This is a genomic window from Myxococcus faecalis, assembly GCF_050039385.1.
Lineage (GTDB): Bacteria > Myxococcota > Myxococcia > Myxococcales > Myxococcaceae > Myxococcus > Myxococcus fulvus.
In genome coordinates this window covers 2,493,325-2,508,913 of sequence record NZ_CP144336.1, presented here as the reverse complement: position 1 = coordinate 2,508,913, position 15,589 = coordinate 2,493,325, and the positions used below count along the sequence as shown (strand labels likewise).

General features: G+C 70.5%; 13 protein-coding genes. 6 read left to right on the top strand and 7 right to left on the bottom strand.

What is annotated here, in order from left to right; translation table 11 throughout:
- Window positions 1-71: 71 nt before the first annotated feature.
- Genes VZQ01_RS09815 through VZQ01_RS09805 form a run of 3 tightly spaced genes read right to left on the bottom strand, consistent with a single transcriptional unit; the run spans window position 72 to window position 5,523 of the window.
- Complete coding sequence (locus VZQ01_RS09815; protein WP_426747662.1) at window positions 72-1,022, bottom strand: NAD-dependent epimerase/dehydratase family protein; 951 nt, start codon at window positions 1,020-1,022, stop codon at window positions 72-74.
- Entirely contained in the window at window positions 1,019-3,628 is a 2,610-nt protein-coding gene (locus VZQ01_RS09810; protein ID WP_426747661.1) for an SDR family oxidoreductase, read from the bottom strand. The genes VZQ01_RS09815 and VZQ01_RS09810 overlap by 4 nt, the downstream gene beginning before the upstream one ends.
- Entirely contained in the window at window positions 3,628-5,523 is a 1,896-nt protein-coding gene (locus tag VZQ01_RS09805; RefSeq protein WP_223748005.1) for an FAD-binding oxidoreductase, read from the bottom strand. Before VZQ01_RS09805 ends, VZQ01_RS09810 begins: the two co-directional genes overlap by 1 nt.
- A 171-nt stretch (window positions 5,524-5,694) precedes the next feature.
- Between VZQ01_RS09805 and VZQ01_RS09800 the strand changes: the two genes are divergently transcribed.
- The 5 genes from VZQ01_RS09800 (at window position 5,695) to VZQ01_RS09780 (ending at window position 11,113) form a co-directional block, all read left to right on the top strand.
- Complete coding sequence (locus tag VZQ01_RS09800) at window positions 5,695-6,222, top strand: TetR/AcrR family transcriptional regulator (RefSeq protein WP_223748006.1); 528 nt, start codon at window positions 5,695-5,697, stop codon at window positions 6,220-6,222.
- Between the two features lie 204 nt (window positions 6,223-6,426).
- A complete protein-coding gene (locus VZQ01_RS09795; RefSeq protein ID WP_046711849.1) occupies window positions 6,427-7,449 on the top strand; it encodes a deoxyhypusine synthase family protein in 1,023 nt (340 codons plus the stop codon).
- Between the two features lie 517 nt (window positions 7,450-7,966).
- Window positions 7,967-8,800, top strand: coding sequence for a hypothetical protein (locus VZQ01_RS09790; protein ID WP_223784622.1), 834 nt, complete (start codon window positions 7,967-7,969; stop codon window positions 8,798-8,800).
- A gap of 43 nt (window positions 8,801-8,843) precedes the next feature.
- Window positions 8,844-9,302 carry a lipocalin-like domain-containing protein gene (locus VZQ01_RS09785; protein ID WP_223748008.1) on the top strand — a complete coding sequence of 153 codons (459 nt, stop codon included), beginning with the start codon at window positions 8,844-8,846 and terminating at the stop codon, window positions 9,300-9,302.
- Between the two features lie 92 nt (window positions 9,303-9,394).
- A complete protein-coding gene (locus VZQ01_RS09780; RefSeq protein WP_223748009.1) occupies window positions 9,395-11,113 on the top strand; it encodes a B12-binding domain-containing radical SAM protein in 1,719 nt (572 codons plus the stop codon).
- A gap of 3 nt (window positions 11,114-11,116) precedes the next feature.
- Here the strand turns inward: VZQ01_RS09780 and nhaA are convergent, their stop codons facing one another.
- From nhaA to VZQ01_RS09765, 3 genes are all read right to left on the bottom strand, one after another.
- On the bottom strand, window positions 11,117-12,526 hold the full coding sequence (gene nhaA, locus VZQ01_RS09775; RefSeq protein WP_223748010.1) for a Na+/H+ antiporter NhaA: 1,410 nt from the start codon (window positions 12,524-12,526) through the stop codon (window positions 11,117-11,119).
- A gap of 151 nt (window positions 12,527-12,677) precedes the next feature.
- Window positions 12,678-13,406, bottom strand: a complete 729-nt coding sequence (locus tag VZQ01_RS09770) for a hypothetical protein (RefSeq protein WP_426747660.1) — start codon at window positions 13,404-13,406, stop codon at window positions 12,678-12,680.
- 415 nt (window positions 13,407-13,821) lie between these two features.
- Window positions 13,822-14,652: a sigma factor-like helix-turn-helix DNA-binding protein gene (locus tag VZQ01_RS09765; RefSeq protein WP_426747659.1), complete on the bottom strand. Its 831-nt coding sequence runs from the start codon at window positions 14,650-14,652 to the stop codon at window positions 13,822-13,824.
- Between the two features lie 135 nt (window positions 14,653-14,787).
- Here VZQ01_RS09765 and VZQ01_RS09760 point away from each other — a divergent pair, with 135 nt between their 5' ends.
- Entirely contained in the window at window positions 14,788-15,093 is a 306-nt protein-coding gene (locus tag VZQ01_RS09760; protein WP_223748013.1) for a hypothetical protein, read from the top strand.
- Window positions 15,094-15,106: 13 nt separating this feature from the next.
- On the opposite strand, the gene VZQ01_RS09755 is transcribed toward VZQ01_RS09760, so the two are convergent.
- Window positions 15,107-15,364 carry a VOC family protein gene (locus VZQ01_RS09755; protein ID WP_426747658.1) on the bottom strand — a complete coding sequence of 86 codons (258 nt, stop codon included), beginning with the start codon at window positions 15,362-15,364 and terminating at the stop codon, window positions 15,107-15,109.
- Between the last annotated feature and the right edge of the window lie 225 nt (window positions 15,365-15,589).

Here is a 15,589-nt window from a genome sequence, read left to right as displayed (position 1 = left end):
GGCACGCCGCCGCGCGACAATTTGCCACGGGGCGCGGTGCGGGACACGATGCGCGCGTCCCGCCCGTCTCGTCAGGCGCGGGGCTGGGACTGTCGCAGCCACGCCACCGTGTCGCTCAGCGTCTGGCGGTGGGCGCGCGGCTGGTAGTCGAGCTCATCGTGGCTCCACAGGGTCTTGAAGCCCCAGTGGCACGTGGACATCTCGAGCACGACGGGGTCCGGCAGCTTCTTGAGCGGCACCTTCGAGCCCAGCTTCGCCAGGCCCTGCACGACGAGCGTGGGCACGTCGGGCTTGTCCACCTTGATGCCGGCGACCTCACCCACGCGCTCGAAGAAGGTGCGCAGAGGCAGGGACGTCCCGGGCAGGTGGTACGTGTCGCGCCAGGTGTCGCGCTTCGCCAGCCGCGCGAGCGCGTGCGCCACGTCGCGCACGTCGGTGAAGGCGATGCCGCCCGCGGGGATGAAGGGCAGCCGGCCGTTGAGCACGCGCGCGACGTTGGTCGTCGAGCGGCCGAGCGTGTCGCCCGGCCCGAGCAGCACCGGAGGCCGCACCACCGTCAGCTCCACGCCCAGCTGCTTCGCGAGCTTCCGCGACTGCTCCTCGGCGCGAATCTTCGACAGGTAGTAGGGCCAGCGGCCGACGACGCCCTCCGCGTAGAGCGAGTGCTCGTCCGCCTCGATGGTGGCGTGGGGGAAGCAGCCCACCGTGCCGGACGTCGACACCAGCACCATCCGCGCGTCGAGCGCCTTCGCCGCGCGCACCATCGCCAGCGAGCTCTCGATGTTGAAGCGCACCATCTCCTCGGCGTGGTGCCGGCTGTGGTGCACCATGCCCGCCGCGTGAATCACCACGCGCGTGCCCTTCGCCTGGGACAGCCACGCGTCGGGCTCCATCGGAGTGCCGGACACTTGCTGAACCTTCGCGTCGAGCGGCGAGCGCACCAGGGCAATGGCGTCGTCGCCCAGGACCTCGAGCAGGTTTCGCCCCAGAAAGCCGCTGGCACCCGTGACGAGCGTCTTCACGACTGCACCTCGCCCCGCCACGCGCAGGCCTGCTGGAACTGGGCGAGCTGCGCCGCGTTCGGGCCCCACTCGAGGTCGTCACCCGAGGGCTTCACGATGTCGAGCGACAAGAGTGCCTGCACCACGCCGTCCAGGTGCGGACGGTGCGCCACCGGCACGGCCTTCAGCTCGCACGGCGCGCTCACCTTCGTCGCCTCCAGGTAGTCGCGCACCACGGGCTCGAAGAGCGCCTTCACCACCGCGTCGACGCGCGCGTCGCCCATCTCCGCCAGCGGCGTGGCGCACCAGCGGTAACGCGACAGGTGCGTCTCCAGCGCGGGGTTGCCCGGCTGGCGCGCCAGCACGTCGCCCGCGAACCAGTTCTGCCACTGGTTGCGCAGCGAGTGCGCCAGCGTCGGAGTCAGGGGCGAGGGCACCGGCAGCTCGCTGGCGATGACGCGCCCGCCCCGCCGCTCGATGGCGTCCTTCAGCCAGGCCTCGTCGACGCCCGGAATCGGGTGCTCGGCGAGGAACGCGCGCAGGTGGAAGCTGCTCACCGTGGTGTGGCGCTGCAGCTCGGCCATCACCGTGTGGCTCAGCGCGCGCACGTCCGTGTCCGGGCCCATCGCCTGGGGCTGGCCGCACGCCACGTGGACGCGGCCCAGCTGCACCTGCCCACGCGCGAGCCGGCCCAGCCACGACATGACGCCCGTGAGCGTCATCTTCGGGCGCGGCTTGCCCGACAGCTCCTCGCACAGCGACGCCTCCTCCGGGAGTCGGTCGTAGGAGATGGCCACCGGCAGGACGACGAACTGGCGCCCCGTGTTCTGCAGGGCGCGCAAGAGGCCCCGCTTGGGCGGCAGCATCAGCCGCGCGCGGCTGCGCTGGCCCTCGATGAAGAACATGAGCGACGCGTTCTTCTCGGTGAGCCGGCGCAGCTCCTCGCCCAGCTCCGGCACCTCGCGGCCCACGCCGCGCTTGATGAAGAAGGCCTGCGAGTCCTTGAGGATGGGGCCCACCACCGGGATGCGGCCGAACTCCTCCGCCGCGGCGATGTGCGGCATGGAGATGCCCAGCTCCGGGTGCTGGAAGCACAGGTAGCTGGTGAGCAGGAAGTCGAAGTAGCTGCGGTGCGTGGGCGCCAGCACCACCAGCGCGCCCGGGGGCACCTGCGCCATCGCGCGCTCGAACGAGGGCCGGTCGAACGTCACGTCGCTGGTGCAGTGGCGGAACGTCTTGCGCAGCGCATAGCCGAACACCTTGAGCGTGGTGTTGGCGGCCGGGCGCTCCTTGAGCCACGTGCTGTCCGCCCGCCCGTCATCGTGCTTGGGCCCGGCGAAGGACACCTGGGACTCGTCGCGCGACAGCAGGTGGCGGTACATGCCCTCGTTCACCACGCGCACGTACTCGCGCGGCTCGAAGCCGGGGACCTCCAGCGGCGCGGAGCGCACGAAGTCGAAGGTGTGGTGCGTGAAGTACGAGAAGCCCTCGTTGAGGTACTGGACCTTCTGGTCCGCGCGCACCAGCTTGCGCAGGGCCTTGCTCTGCCCGAGCACCGTCAGGGCGGCCTTCTGCAGCTGCACGGGCAGCTCGCGCCGCACCAGGTCCGCGGCGTCGAAGCCGTGGTCCTTGCGGCCGACGAACATGTCGGGCGCCTTCACCACGCCGGGGCGGTGCTTGAACCACTCGATGGTGGCCGCCGCCGCCATGTCGATGCGCAGCGCCCGCTGCACGCCCATGGTGGCGTGGACGATGGGCACCGGCTGACCCTCGGCCGGCATGGGGCCGAACACCGCGCGCACCACTTCACTGGCCACCACGTCCACCGGCACCACGTCCAGGCGCACCGACGGGTCCGCGTTGAAGGCCCGCACCACGCCCAGGCCGCTGTACAGCAGGCACCCGGCGAGCGCCGCCGGGCTGTCGAGCCAGCCGGGGAAGGGCGCGCGGTGCGCGGCCGACACGATGCTGGGGCGCACGATGACCACGGGCACGTGGCCGCGCCGCTCGCAGATGAGGTGCTCGGCGACGCTCTTGGTGAGCGTATAGGTGTTGGGGTGGCCGGTGAGCGTCAGCCACTCGCGGCCGTCGCCCTCCGCCACCTGGAACGCCTCGTAGAGCTCCGAGGCGGGCTTGGGCAGATGCGCCAGCTTCTCCTCGACGGGGCCGGGGCGCCAGACGCTGACGTACGCGGTCGACACGTCGACCATGCCCACCACCTTGGGGCACTCGCGCGCCAGCTCCAGCACGGACAGCGCGCTGCGGATGTTGGCGGACGTCGCCTGCGCGAGCGGCAGGTCGAACTCCACGCTCGCCGCGCAGTGCACCACGTGCGTGACGCCGCCGCGCACGGCGTCCCGGTCCGCGGCGGACAGGCCGCAGGCGGGCTGCTCCAGATCACCGCTCACCACGTCGACCTGCTGAGTCCAGCCGGCCGGCAGGCGTGAGAAGCACGCGGCCTGGGCCACCTTGGCGAAGCGCTCCGCGGCCGACTGCACGCGGCCCTGACGGTCCTTGGACTCGCGGACCAGCACGGTGACGCGCTCGACGCCCTGGTGCAGCAGCGCCTCCAGCACCACCTTGCCGACGAAGCCGGTGACGCCGGTGAGAAAGACATGGCGGGACATCAGTGAGGCTCCTCGTTCGGGGTGAGCGCCACCGGGCCGTTGATGCCGCTGTTCGACGCGCCGAAGACGTTCTGCGGGTCGATGGCCGCCTTCACCTTGCGGTTCAGCGCCAGCGCGCCCTCGGAGTAGACCTCCGGCAGGAAGTCGCGGCGGATCTTTCCGACGCCATGGTGGTGCGACAGTGAGCCGCCCGCGGCGAGGATCTCCTCGCGCGCCGCGTGCTCGAGCGCCGCGTAGGCGCCCACCGGGTCCTCCACGCCCTTCGCGTAGAAGCCCAGGTAGAAGTAGATGACCACGCCCGTCTGGTAGACCTGGGTGAGGCGGCCGGTGAAGAACACCTTGCCGGGCAGCTTCAGCAGGGCGTGCTCCTTCTCCACCCGACGCTGCACGCGCTCGTAGAGCTCCAGCGCGCGGCTCCACGGCACGCTCGTCTCGAAGCTCTCCGCGATGGCCCAGTGCTCGAAGGTGAGGTCGCGGATGTAGGCGATGCCGAAGGTGAGCTGGTAGCCGCGCTCGCCGTTGGCGCCGCCGCCCTTCATGCCGCCGTGCGCCGCGGCGATGCGGTAGAGCGTCTTCTCCTGGAAGTCGACCTCCTCGCGCGAGCCCTCGAACACGATGGTCGCCACCGCGAGCTTGTACGGGTCGAAGCCCTTGAGCTTGGTGACGACGACCTTCTCCAGCTCGCTCTTCAGCTTCGCGGCCAGCCCGTGCTTGGCGGGCTTGAGCGCCTGGCCGAAGTGGAACTGGGTGTTGTCCATCACCCGCACGCTGGCGGGCACCGCGCCGGACTGCTGCAGCTCGTAGAGGAACGCCAGGCCCTCGGCGAGGTCCGGGAAGATGACCGAGCCGTAGCGCTGGACCTCGGGCAGCGGGAAGAGCTTCACCACCGCCGTGGTGATGATGCCGAAGTTGCCCTCGCTGCCGAACATGTACTGGCGCGGGTTGACGCCCACGCTCTCACGCGGCGCCTGGCGCGGGCGCTCCACGATGCCCTGGGCGGTGACGACCCGCATGTCCAGCACCAGGTCCTCGATGTTGCCGTAGCGGTTCTTCTTCATGCCGCTGGCGTTGGTCGCAATCCAGCCGCCCAGCGTGGAGAACTCCAGGCTGTCGGGCTCGTGGCCCATGGTGAAGCCGAACTTCGCCAGCTCGCTCATCAGGTGGCGGCCGGTGGCCCCCGCCTCGATGCAGGCCATGCGGTTGACGGTGTCGATCCACAGGACGCGGTTCATCTGCCGCATGTCCACGGCGATGACCAGGCGCGCCTCCGACAGCGGGATGCGCAGGGCCTCGGTGACGTTGGTGCCGCCGCCGAAGGGGATGACACACGCGCCGTGCTTCGAGGCGGTCTCCACCAGCTTCACGACCTCGTCGTGGCCGCGCGGGAAGACCACCAGGTCCGGGACGCGGTCCAGCTTCGTGTAGCGGATGGCCCAGATCTCCCCGCCCGTGTGCCCGTGGCCCCGGCGCAGCCGCTGCTTCGGGTCGTCGGTGAGCTGGTCCTCCTTCAGGAAGGCGCGCAGCGCGGTGAGCAGCGCCTCGTCCTTCTTCGCCTCGGGAATCTGGGGCGGGTAGTGGGGCTCGTTGCGGTTGTCGTAGCCCAGCGGCGAGGCCAGCTTGGCGGCGAACCACGGCATCAGCTCCGGCAGCGCCACGTTGCTGATGTTGTAGCGGGTGCCCGTCAGCAGCGTGCTGCCATCGGGTTGCACCACGAAGCGCGTGTCCTCGAAGCCCCAGCCCTCGAGGGATTCGACGTCCTGGGACGCGGGGGAGACGGGGGGCGTGAAGCGCGTGTCTCCAGACGACACGGTGGACGACTTGCCGTCGAGGCGCTCGCCGGTTCCGCTCTGCACCGCATTACCCAGACGGTGCAGCAATCCTGATTTGTCAGCCATGGTCGCGCGCAGTGGTACATAGGGTTGCTCGCTGCGTCAACGCGCGCGCTTTGCGCAGGTGCGCACCGCGTTACGCACTTTCGGAACGCATCGTCTCGTAAATGGGCTAACGAGACCCGTGGTCTCGTAATCCGGCTTCTTCCGAGACAGGAAGTCTCGTAAAGAGAAGCCATGCGTGCAGGCCGACCGAGGGACGAGGGCGTGCGCCGGGCCATCCTGGTGGCGGCGCAGGAGCTGGTGCTGGAGCGGGGCTATGCGGCCGTCACCATGGGGGATGTGGCGAAGCGGGCCGGTGCGGGGAAGCAGACCCTCTACCGCTGGTGGCCCGGCAAGGGGGCGCTGGTGCTGGACGCGTTCTCGGAGTGGGTGAGCCAGGCGCCCAGGCTGCGCGGCCCGCGCAGGCCGTCCCTGTCCTCCACGCTGGTGGAGCTGTGCCGGGGCGCTTCGGAGGCGGCGCCGGTGCTGCGCGCGCTGATGGCGGAGGCGCAGTTCGACGAGGACCTCCACCGGCGGCTGGTCGCCCAGCTGGTGCGGCCGCGCGGCGACGAGCTCCGGGCCTGCCTCGTCGACCGGCGGCCGGCGGACCGGGAGCTGGTGGTCAACGTGCTCTCCGGGCTGGTGTGGCAGCGGCTGATGCTCAACGAGCCGCTCGACGCGCGCTTCGTGCGCTTCGCCCTGAGGGTGGTGGAGCGCATCTGAAGGGGGCAGGCGGCCGGGCGGGCCCCGCCTGGGGGCGGGGTTGAACGAAGTTGGCCGGCCCGCTCCCGCTGTGCTAGCTAGCGCCCAGCCACTCGACGCTCCGATGGCGGCGCGGCATCTCGTCGCGACCGTAGGGTGTCCTCGGGTGGCATTTCTTCGGCTGGCGCCTCCCGAGCATCGACCCCGTTGTTGCTGGAGGCCTACATGTCGACGTCCGAACTGCCCGTCCTCGAGTTCATCCTCGCGAACTACAAGAACTTCAACGCGCGGGCGACGCGCGACTCGCTCTTGTCCTACTGGGACCACGTCTCCACGGGGGGGCGGATGTTCTGGAGCGTCGCGGGCGCGATGTCGTCGGCGCAGCTGGGCATCACCCTGGCGCCGGCCATCCGCTCGGGCCTGATTCACGGCCTGTCCGTCACGGGCGCGAACCTGGAGGAGTCGCTCTTCCGGCTCGTCGCGCACGCGGCGTACAAGGACTTCCCGGAGTACCGCTACTTCACCAAGCAGGACGACACGAAGATCCTCGAGCAGCGGATGCGCCGGGTGACGGACACGAGCATCCCGGAGGACGAGGCGTTCCGCGCGGTGGAGAAGTTCATCGTCCCGATGTGGAAGACGGCGACGGAGAAGGGCCAGCGCCGCTTCTGGCACGAGTACTTCTACGAGGTCATCCAGATGCTGGACCCCTCGGCGTACGAGGGAGATCCGGAGGCCTGCTGGCTGCTCGAGGCGGCGCGGCGCAAGCTGCCCATCGTGGTCCCCGGCTATGAGGACTCGACGTTCGGCAACATCTTCGCGTCCTACGTGAAGTCGGGCGAGTGCAGCGCGAGCATCGTCAAGTCCGGCATCGAGTACATGGCGGACTTCTATGACCGCTACGAGGAGCTGTCCGCGGGCCAGGGCGTGGGCTTCTTCCAGATTGGCGGCGGCATCGCCGGTGACTTCCCCATCTGCGTCGTCCCCTCCATCAAGTACGACCTGCAGAAGCCCGTGAAGCCGTGGGCGTACTTCTGCCAGATCAGCGACTCGACGACGTCCTACGGCTCGTACTCGGGCGCCACGCCCAACGAGAAGATCACCTGGGACAAGCTGACGGAGACGACGCCGATGTTCGTCATCGAGTCGGACGCCACCATCGTCGTCCCGCTGATGCTGCGCGCGCTGCTCGAGTGCCAGGGCAACCCCAAGGCGGCGGGCGCCCTCATCGCGAAGCACCGCGGCTGAGACGTTCGCAGGGCTGTGACGGCTTGCCGGGGCGGTCCGTATCTCCGCCCCGCGCCGGATTCGCCGTGACGTGGCCGCCTCGTGGAATGCTCCCACGAGGCCTGGCCGCTCCGGCGCCGAGGTGACGCTCCTCGAGGGTCGACGTGCTCGGGTGCTCGCGCATTCCCGCGAGCCGTGCTGGCGCGCCTGGAGGCCCGGTGAGGCCCGGTGTCGACCGGTGGGCACTGGCCCTGGCGGGCGAGCCCCGGGCGCGGGTGCGGGGCGCGGGTGAAACACAGGCGGGGCGCGTGATGCGGGGTGTGTCGGCGCCCGCATTGTCTGTGATTGTTGCCCTGGAGTACGTCTGTGTTTCGGGTTGACGTCAGGGACGGGCGTGGTGATGTATGAGCCGCCCGGTCGTGAATCGTGCCGTGCTCATCCAGGGAGACATCGGGTTTCCGACCGGGCGTGATTCATCACCTGCCCGAGTGGCTCGCTCCGCGCTGTCGTCAGGCGTGGACAGGAAGGGACGCGTGCAATGAAGCCTCTGCTCGAACTCATTGGAGAGACCGCGCCGTATGCCAGGGCGTTCGACGTGACGGTCAAGGATGATGTCGTGCTCGGCTGGTTCAAGCCCGAGCAGCGGCGTCACGCCGAGACGACGTTGTTGAGCCTCTCCGAGACGCTGCGCTCCATGGCCCTCCACGGCGCCCTGATTGGCGCCGCGGCGAACCCGGTGAAGGCCCGTCACTACTACCTGGGCAGCCGCGCCGAACTCCGGGTGTTCCCGGTGGAGGCCACCGAATCGGAGGTCTTCCAGTGCGTGGGACGCCTGGAGGGTATCGACCGCTCGAACCAGTTCCCCATCTATCGGGTGAGCGGGATGTGTCTGACGGACAAGGGCGAGCGCTACGCGGAGCTGGACGGAGCCTTGCTGGTCCTGACGGAGGAGGAGTTCGTGGGGCTCAAGGGCGCTGATGCGTCGGCGCGGCCCTCGTGGTCCCCCGGGCAGCCGAGCCCGTATGCGGACCCCATTCGGCCCATGACGCTGGAGTGGATGGAGCCCGGGAGGATGCTCCGGGCGTCACTGCCGGGGTTGGCTCGCGAGGACTTCGCGGGCCACTTCGACCTCCGTCCGCTCTGTCCCCTGACCCTGACCCTGGCGAATGCGTGCTCGTTGGTGGGGCACTTCCCCGGGTACGGGAGGTTCTGGATCAGCCGCTGTGCCATCTCCTGCAAGGACGTGGTGGACCCGGGCCAGGCGCAGCGGATCGTCTGTGTCTCCGACGGGGCGGGCCGGTTCGTCATCACCGTGGAGAGCGACGCGGGCCAGCGGCTGGGCCGTTTCAAGCTCGAGGTCGTGCCCGCCTGAGACCCGCGACGTGATTCCCGATGTTCCACATGGAGGTGACGTGATGCTCAAGGATGAACTGGTGGGAACCTGGAAGCTCGTGTCCATGGAGTACGTGCAGCCGGATGGCCGGCGCAGCCACCCCTTCGGAATCCACCTGCTGGGCTGCCTGATGTACGACGCGCACGCGAACATGTCCGTCCAGCTCATGCGCGGAGACAGGGCCTTCTTCGAGTCCCCGGACCCGCTGGCCAGCAAGCCCCAGGAGGCGAAGGCGGCGATGGATGGGGCCGCCTTCTACTTCGGCACCTACTCCGTCGACGAGGACGCGCGCGTCGTGTCCCACGCCATCGAGGGGAGCCTCTTCCCGAACTGGGTGGGGGTGGTGCAACGGCGGCATGTCCTCGTGGAGGGCGAGAAGCTCTCGCTCCGGACCGACCCCATGCCCTTCGCGGGGGGCAGCGGGGTGATGGTGCTGACCTGGCGCAGGCTGAGCGGCCGGGCGGGCACGCCGAGCCACTGAGGGCCCGCTCCGAGGCTCGAACCTGGAGCGCGTCCACCGCCCCGGATGGACTACGCTGGGCGGCCTTCGTCGGAAAGGTCGGTGCGTGTCCCATGGGTGGTGGTCGTGTGCTCTCGCCAGTGCTCCTCGTCGGTGCCGGGATGGGGGAGGCCACGTGCGGCATCCTCTACCTGGCGAGCTACCTGCGACGCGGCGGCATCGAGGCCTTCGTGCGGCTGTACGACGGCGACGAGACGGAGGCCGAGGTCATCCGCTCGTTCGAGGCCCTGGTGCGACGCGTGCGCCCCAAGCTGGTGGGCATCAGCCTCAAGTGGTTCCACCACGTGGACCGCGCGCTGCTCATCGCGCGGACGCTGCGGAAGATCGACCCGTCCATCCGCGTCGTCGTGGGCGGCAACTCCGCCTCCTTCTGGTGGCGGGAGCTGCACGCGTTCGACTGCATCGACCACGTGGTGCTGGGGGACGGTGAGCGGCCGCTGCTGGCCCTGTGCCAGGGGGAGGACTCGCCGCCCAACTGCGTGAGGCGGGACCCGGACGGCCGGGCGCGCCGGCTGCCGCTCGAGTACGTGCAGGGCGCCACCAACACCGAGGACGTCTTCTACTCGCACTTCGACGAGATGTTCCTGAGCCAGCTGGACCTGAGCTCCTTCTCCGGCTGGGTGGCGCCGGGCAAGGGCTGCGGCGAGAACTGCCTGTACTGCGGCGGCGCGCGCGGGAACCAGAAGGCCGCCTTCGGTCGGGCGAAGCCCTTCCTGCGCTCCGAGGAGAGCGTGCGGAGGGACCATCAGGAGATCGCCGGCAAGACGTGGCAGATGCGCTACGACTTCGCGGGGAGCTCGGCGGAGTTCCTGGGCAGCACCTGGGCGGGCGTGGACCTGTCGCGCCACTGCTGCACGTACTTCCTGTGGGGCGTGCCGCGCCTGGAGCTCGTCGAGGCGCTGTCGAACACCTTCGAGCGCGTCTACATGGTGGTGGACATCGGCTGCTTCTCCGAGAAGCAGCGCCTGGAGCAGATGGGCCGCGGGCTGCTCAAGCCGTGCGCGAAGGACCGGGAGCTGCTCGAGCTCATCGAGGGCTGCCGCCGCTACAAGAACCTGGGCGTCGAAATCTCCGGCATCGGCGGGCTGCCGTTCGCCAGCGAGGCCACGCTCGTCGAGGAGCTGGCGCTGGTCCAGCGCATCATCGACCAGGACTGCGTGGTGGGCTACCAGCGGCTGGAGTCACAGCCCGGCGCGCTCGTCACCGAGCACCCCGCGCGGTTCGACATGGTGAGCGAGGCGCGCACGTTCAACGAGTTCCTCGACTTCTTCGAGCGCCGCGAGCCGGGGGACGTGTCCGTCCCGATGATTCGCTTCCGCGACGCGAAGCTGGAGGCGGCGGTGCAGCGCACCTCCGAGCAGGTGGACGCGCTGGCGTGGAAGCACCGGGACGCCCGACGCAACCTCGACGTCAACGGGCGCACGCGGCTGGTCAACACCGCGTCCTCGCCCCGGCGCTTCTCGCTGGGGGACTGGCTGGGCAGCCACCGGGCTCCGGTGAAGGTCGCGCGGGAGGAGGTGACCGTCCTGCGCTCCGTCGACGGCATCACCTTGAGCTGCGCGCCCACCGTCAACCCGCGCAGGTTCTCCGACCCCACGCTGGTCCAGGGCGACGACGGGGCCATCCTGCTGGCGGCCCTCGCCGCGTTCGAGCGCCCCACCACGGTGTCCAGCGCGGTGTCTCACCTGGGCAGCAAGGCCCGGCTGGACCCCCACTCCGCCCGGGAGGTCATCGACCACCTGGTGGAGGGGCGCTTCCTGCAGCCGGGCTGAGCCTCACAGCTCGGTGGAGCTCTCCGCCTCGTCCGCGCTCCTCGCCGCGTTGCCCGGGGGGACGGGCGAGAGCAGGAGCCGGCCGAGCACCAGCGCGAGCACCGCCGCGCAGGCGCTCGCGGCCAGCACGCCCAGCTTCGCGCCCGCGAGCAGGCCTGGGTCCGTGAAGGCGAGCTGCGCGATGAACAGCGCCATGGTGAAGCCCACGCCGGCGACCAGGCCGAGCACCACGAGGTGGCGCACGGTGAGCCCCGCGGGCAGCGTGCCGATGCGCAGCCGCAGCGTCGCGCCGATGGCGAGCAGCACGCCCACGGGCTTGCCCACGACGAGGCCCACGGCCACGGCCATCGCCACGCTCCAGGCGGAGGCGCCGAGCGTCCCGCCCGAGAGCTGGACGCCCGCGTTGGCGAGCGCGAACACCGGCATGATGCCGAAGGCCACCCAGGGGTGGAGGGACTCGATGAGGCTCTCGGCGGGAGACAGGGCCTCGCGCCGCGCGACGTCCACGTGCCGGAGCACCCGTGAGAGGTCCTCGGGCGAGTGCGCGCCCTTGGCCTGTTGCCCGAGCGTCTCCAGCTCCTGGCGCACGTCGACGAGGAGTCCCTGGGGGCCGAGCCACGCGCGCACGGGCGTCATGAGCCCCACGATGACCCCGGCGATGGTCGGGTGGATGCCCGCGGCGTAGATGCCCGCCCACGCGACGAGCGCGGGGACGACGTAGGCCCACTTCGAGCGCACGCCCACCCGCTGCATCGCGAGCACGCCGACGAAGCCGAGCGCGGCCGTCAGCAGCCCGACGAGCGAGACACCCGAGGAGTAGAAGAGCGCGATGACGACGATGGCGCCCAGGTCGTCGATGACGGCCAGGGCCAGCAGCAGCACGCGCAGGGCGGGCGGCACGCGCTGGCCGAGCAGCGTCAGGATGCCGAGCGCGAAGGCGATGTCGGTCGCCATCGGGACGCCCCAGCCGCTCTTCGTCTCGGGGGCTCCCGCGAAGGCGAGGTAGAGCAGGGCCGGCGCGAGCATCCCGCCGAGCGCCGCCGCGATGGGGAGCGCCGCCCGGCGCCACTCGGACAGCTCGCCGTGGTGGACCTCGCGGCGGATCTCCATGCCGACGACGAAGAAGAAGATGACCATCAACCCGTCGTTGACGACCCACTCCAGCGAGCGCTCGAAGCTGAACGCGCCGAGCCGGAAGCCGACGGGGGTGTGCCAGAGGCGGGTGTAGCTCTCCGCCCACGGGGAGTTGGCCCAGGCGAGCGCGACGGCCGCGGCCACCAGCAGGAGGATTCCGCTCGCGGCCTGGATGTGGAGGAAGCGCTCGAGGGGGCGGCTTGCCAGGCGCACGAGGCGGAGCAGGGGCTCCCAGGCCTCCGGCGGAGATGTGGGACGGGGAGGAACAGGGGTCGACATGGCGCATCCTCGCCGGCGATTCAACCGGCTCGGATGGCGGCCCGACCATCCACTGTCCTGCAGCGGTGTGCTGCACCCTTGCGTTGTGTGAGGCCCGGGCACCTTCTCACAGGCGGCTTCGTGGGTCGACGAATACCGGCGCGTGGAGGGCTCACGTGTTGCCTCGGAAGGGGATGCCCGAGGCGCGGAAGAAGACGGCCGTCAGGGCCGCTGGGAGCGCGGCGAGCAGGGGGGAGAGCAGGCCGTTGGGCCCGCCATTCATCCTGGCGGGTATCTCCAGGGTGACGAGGAGCCCGCCCGCGGCGGCGAGCAGCAGCAGCGCCCGGAGGTCCGAGGGGCGCGCTTCTGGGGCGATGACCAGTTTGAGGGCTCGCCAGGCTGTCAGGCCCCCGGTGAGTGCTGCCACGAACTGGGAGAAGGGGGGGATGGGGGAGCTGTGGAAGGCGAGGCTCATCATGGTGTGTCCGACCAGGCTCACGACCACGGTGCCCAGGCCCCCCAGTGTGGTGAGCGCGGCCGAGATGACGAGGACCCATCGCGGCGGTGCGAGGGTGGGGGTGCGCCCGAAGGTGAGGTCCTCGGGTGCCAGGCGCCGTGCCTCGGGGCCATCGAGCTTGAGCAGCGCCTTCACCGCGAGCATCCGGCAGGAGCGTCCCTTCCGGTCGCGCACGGTCGTCAGGGTGCCGGAGCTCAGCAGTTCCCACAGGACAGCGCCCAGCTCGGGCGGCCCGCCTCGTTGGGCCACGTCGCGCAGGCGGGCGCTCAGGGTCTCCACGTCGAGCGTGGTCTCGCCCTGCTGGGCGAGCACGGCCTGCTCGGCGAGGCCGCGCATCGTCGCCACTTCCATCGCGGTGAGGTCGGACTGCGAGGGCTCGAGCACGGCGCGCAGTCTATGCCAGACGTGTGTGTTTGAGGCACGGGCCCGCGTGTGAGTGTTCAGCGAGGGGACGAGGACCTCGCGAGCGCTGGTGCGCGTGGCTTCCGCGAGGACGCGCCGTGGGCGTTGGCGCGAGGTGCCTGGGCCCGTGAGGGCTCCGGCGTGTGTGACGCTCCCGCGCAGCCTCATCGTGGAGGGGGCGGCGAAAGGCGCCTGGGCCCGTGAGGGCTCCGGCATGAGTGAGGTGCCCTCGCGACCTCCTCGTGAAGAGGTCGGCGCGAGGAGCCGGCGAGTCATGTCGGGCTTCGGCGTGAGTGAGGCGCCCTCGCGACCCCATCGTAAGGGGGCCGGCGCGAGGAGCCGGGCCGCATGTGCGACCCTGGCGTGCGCAGCTCCATCCGACCTCCATCGCGGCAGCTCAGGACCCAGGCGCGAGCAGGGTGATGTGCAACCTGCGCAGGTGCGCATGCTCGCTGATGACGTTGAACGCGGCGACGCGGTCTCCCGCGATGTCGACTTCGAGGACCAGCCGCAGCCGTCCCCGTGGAGCGACGACGATGCCGGGCTTGCCGTCGATGAGCGCGACCCGGGCGAAGCGCGCCCGGCCCGTGTTGGTGAGGGTCTCCTCGGCCACGCGGCGGGCACCGCGTACCTCGGCTGGTGTCGCGGGCCGCAGCGCTCCCGCGTCCGCACGCCGGACGACGTCGGGGGCCAGCACCGCGAGGAGCGCGTCCAGGTCACCGGCGCGCGAGGCGGCGAGGAACGCCTCGATGACCTGCCGGTGATGGTCGAGCTCCGCTGGGGAGCCCAGCGGCCTGCCTCGCACGCGGTGCCGGGCACGGCTCGCCAGCTTCTTCGCGGCGACGGGCGAGCGCTCCACGATGGTGGCGATGTCCTCGAAGGGCAGGCTGAACAGGTCATGCAACACGAAGGCGATGCGCTCGGCGGGGCCCAACGTCTCGAGCACCACCAGGAGCGCGAGCCCCACGGACTCGGCTCGCACCGCCTCGTCCTCCAGGCTCGGCGTCTCGCCCTGGGCGAAGGACTCCTCGAGCAGCTCCGTGTCTGCCGGTGTCTCGCCTCGGTGCTGGCGAGCGCGCAACATCTCCAGACAGACGCGACTGAGGACCGTCGTCCACCATCCATCGGGATTGGCGATGGCGTGCGTGTCGACCCGGCTGGCGCGCAGCCAGCACTCTTGCACGGCGTCATCCGCCTCCTCCGCGGTGCCGAGCATGCGGAAGGCCACCGCGCGCAGACGACTCCGGGCGCGCTCGAAGGTCGCGGAAAATTCAGCGGAAATTCCCACCGGTCACCTTTCGAGGTCGTGGTTCATCAACACGGTGGAAGCGATGAACGACACGAACGCGACGAGGAGCCGAATATGCCGACGCTGATGGTCCGATACAAGGTGAAGGAGGAAGGTGTTCCCGAGGTGCTGGCCGCGGTCCAGGCAGCCTTCGCGGCCATCGAGGCGAAGCGACCGCCGGGCCTGCGGTTCGAGTACTTCCACCAGCCCGAGGGCCACGAGTTCTTCGGGCTGCTGGAGCTGGAGGAGGGCGCCGAGAACCCCCTGCTCGGCATCCCCGAAGCCCGTGCCCTGCAGGCCACCGTGGCGCGACATGCCCTCGGAGGCGCCCCGACGCCTCAGCCCTGGGTGAAGCTCGGCTCCCACGGCTTCGCGCGCTGAGGCCGAGGCGCGCTCAGCGTTCCCGATAGAGGGCTTCCATGTTGTTGCCATCGGGGTCCAAGACGAAGGCCGCGTCGTAGCCCGAGGGATAGCCCTGGGCGGTGTCGCGCAGCCCCAGCGGGCCGTTGTCGATGCCGCCCGCTTGCACGGCCGCCGCATGGAAGGCGTCCACCTCCGCGCGACTGCGCGCCGCGAAGGCGGTGTGCTGTCGCACGCCGTGCGGGTGGAGGCGGTCGATCCAGAAGATGGGATACGTGATGCCATAGCCCACGCCGACGGTCTGCCCGTCCTCCGCGAGCTGTTCGACCCGCCGCAGGCCGAGAGTGCGACATCCGCGACGCCCATTCCCGTGGGGTCAATCACGCTGTGTCCCTCCAGGGTTCGAGCGGGCGGGAGGCTCGCCACGAACGGAAGCTTCCTGAAGCCCTGTCCCCACACGAGCCCGGGTTTCTCGAGCATGCGAGGGGCCTCCGGCGGGGGCACGCACGGACGCGAC

Bases quoted from the DNA above. Each gene is read 5' to 3' on its own strand.
- VZQ01_RS09810 (WP_426747661.1), bottom strand. From the start codon at position 3,628: ATGTCCCGCCATGTCTTTCTCACCGGCGTCACCGGCTTCGTCGGCAAG.
- VZQ01_RS09805 (WP_223748005.1), bottom strand. From the start codon at position 5,523: ATGGCTGACAAATCAGGATTGCTGCACCGTCTGGGTAATGCGGTGCAG.
- VZQ01_RS09800 (WP_223748006.1), top strand. From the start codon at position 5,695: ATGCGTGCAGGCCGACCGAGGGACGAGGGCGTGCGCCGGGCCATCCTG.
- VZQ01_RS09795 (WP_046711849.1), top strand. From the start codon at position 6,427: ATGTCGACGTCCGAACTGCCCGTCCTCGAGTTCATCCTCGCGAACTAC.
- VZQ01_RS09790 (WP_223784622.1), top strand. From the start codon at position 7,967: ATGAAGCCTCTGCTCGAACTCATTGGAGAGACCGCGCCGTATGCCAGG.
- VZQ01_RS09785 (WP_223748008.1), top strand. From the start codon at position 8,844: ATGCTCAAGGATGAACTGGTGGGAACCTGGAAGCTCGTGTCCATGGAG.
- VZQ01_RS09780 (WP_223748009.1), top strand. From the start codon at position 9,395: ATGGGTGGTGGTCGTGTGCTCTCGCCAGTGCTCCTCGTCGGTGCCGGG.
- nhaA (WP_223748010.1), bottom strand. From the start codon at position 12,526: ATGTCGACCCCTGTTCCTCCCCGTCCCACATCTCCGCCGGAGGCCTGG.
- VZQ01_RS09760 (WP_223748013.1), top strand. From the start codon at position 14,788: ATGCCGACGCTGATGGTCCGATACAAGGTGAAGGAGGAAGGTGTTCCC.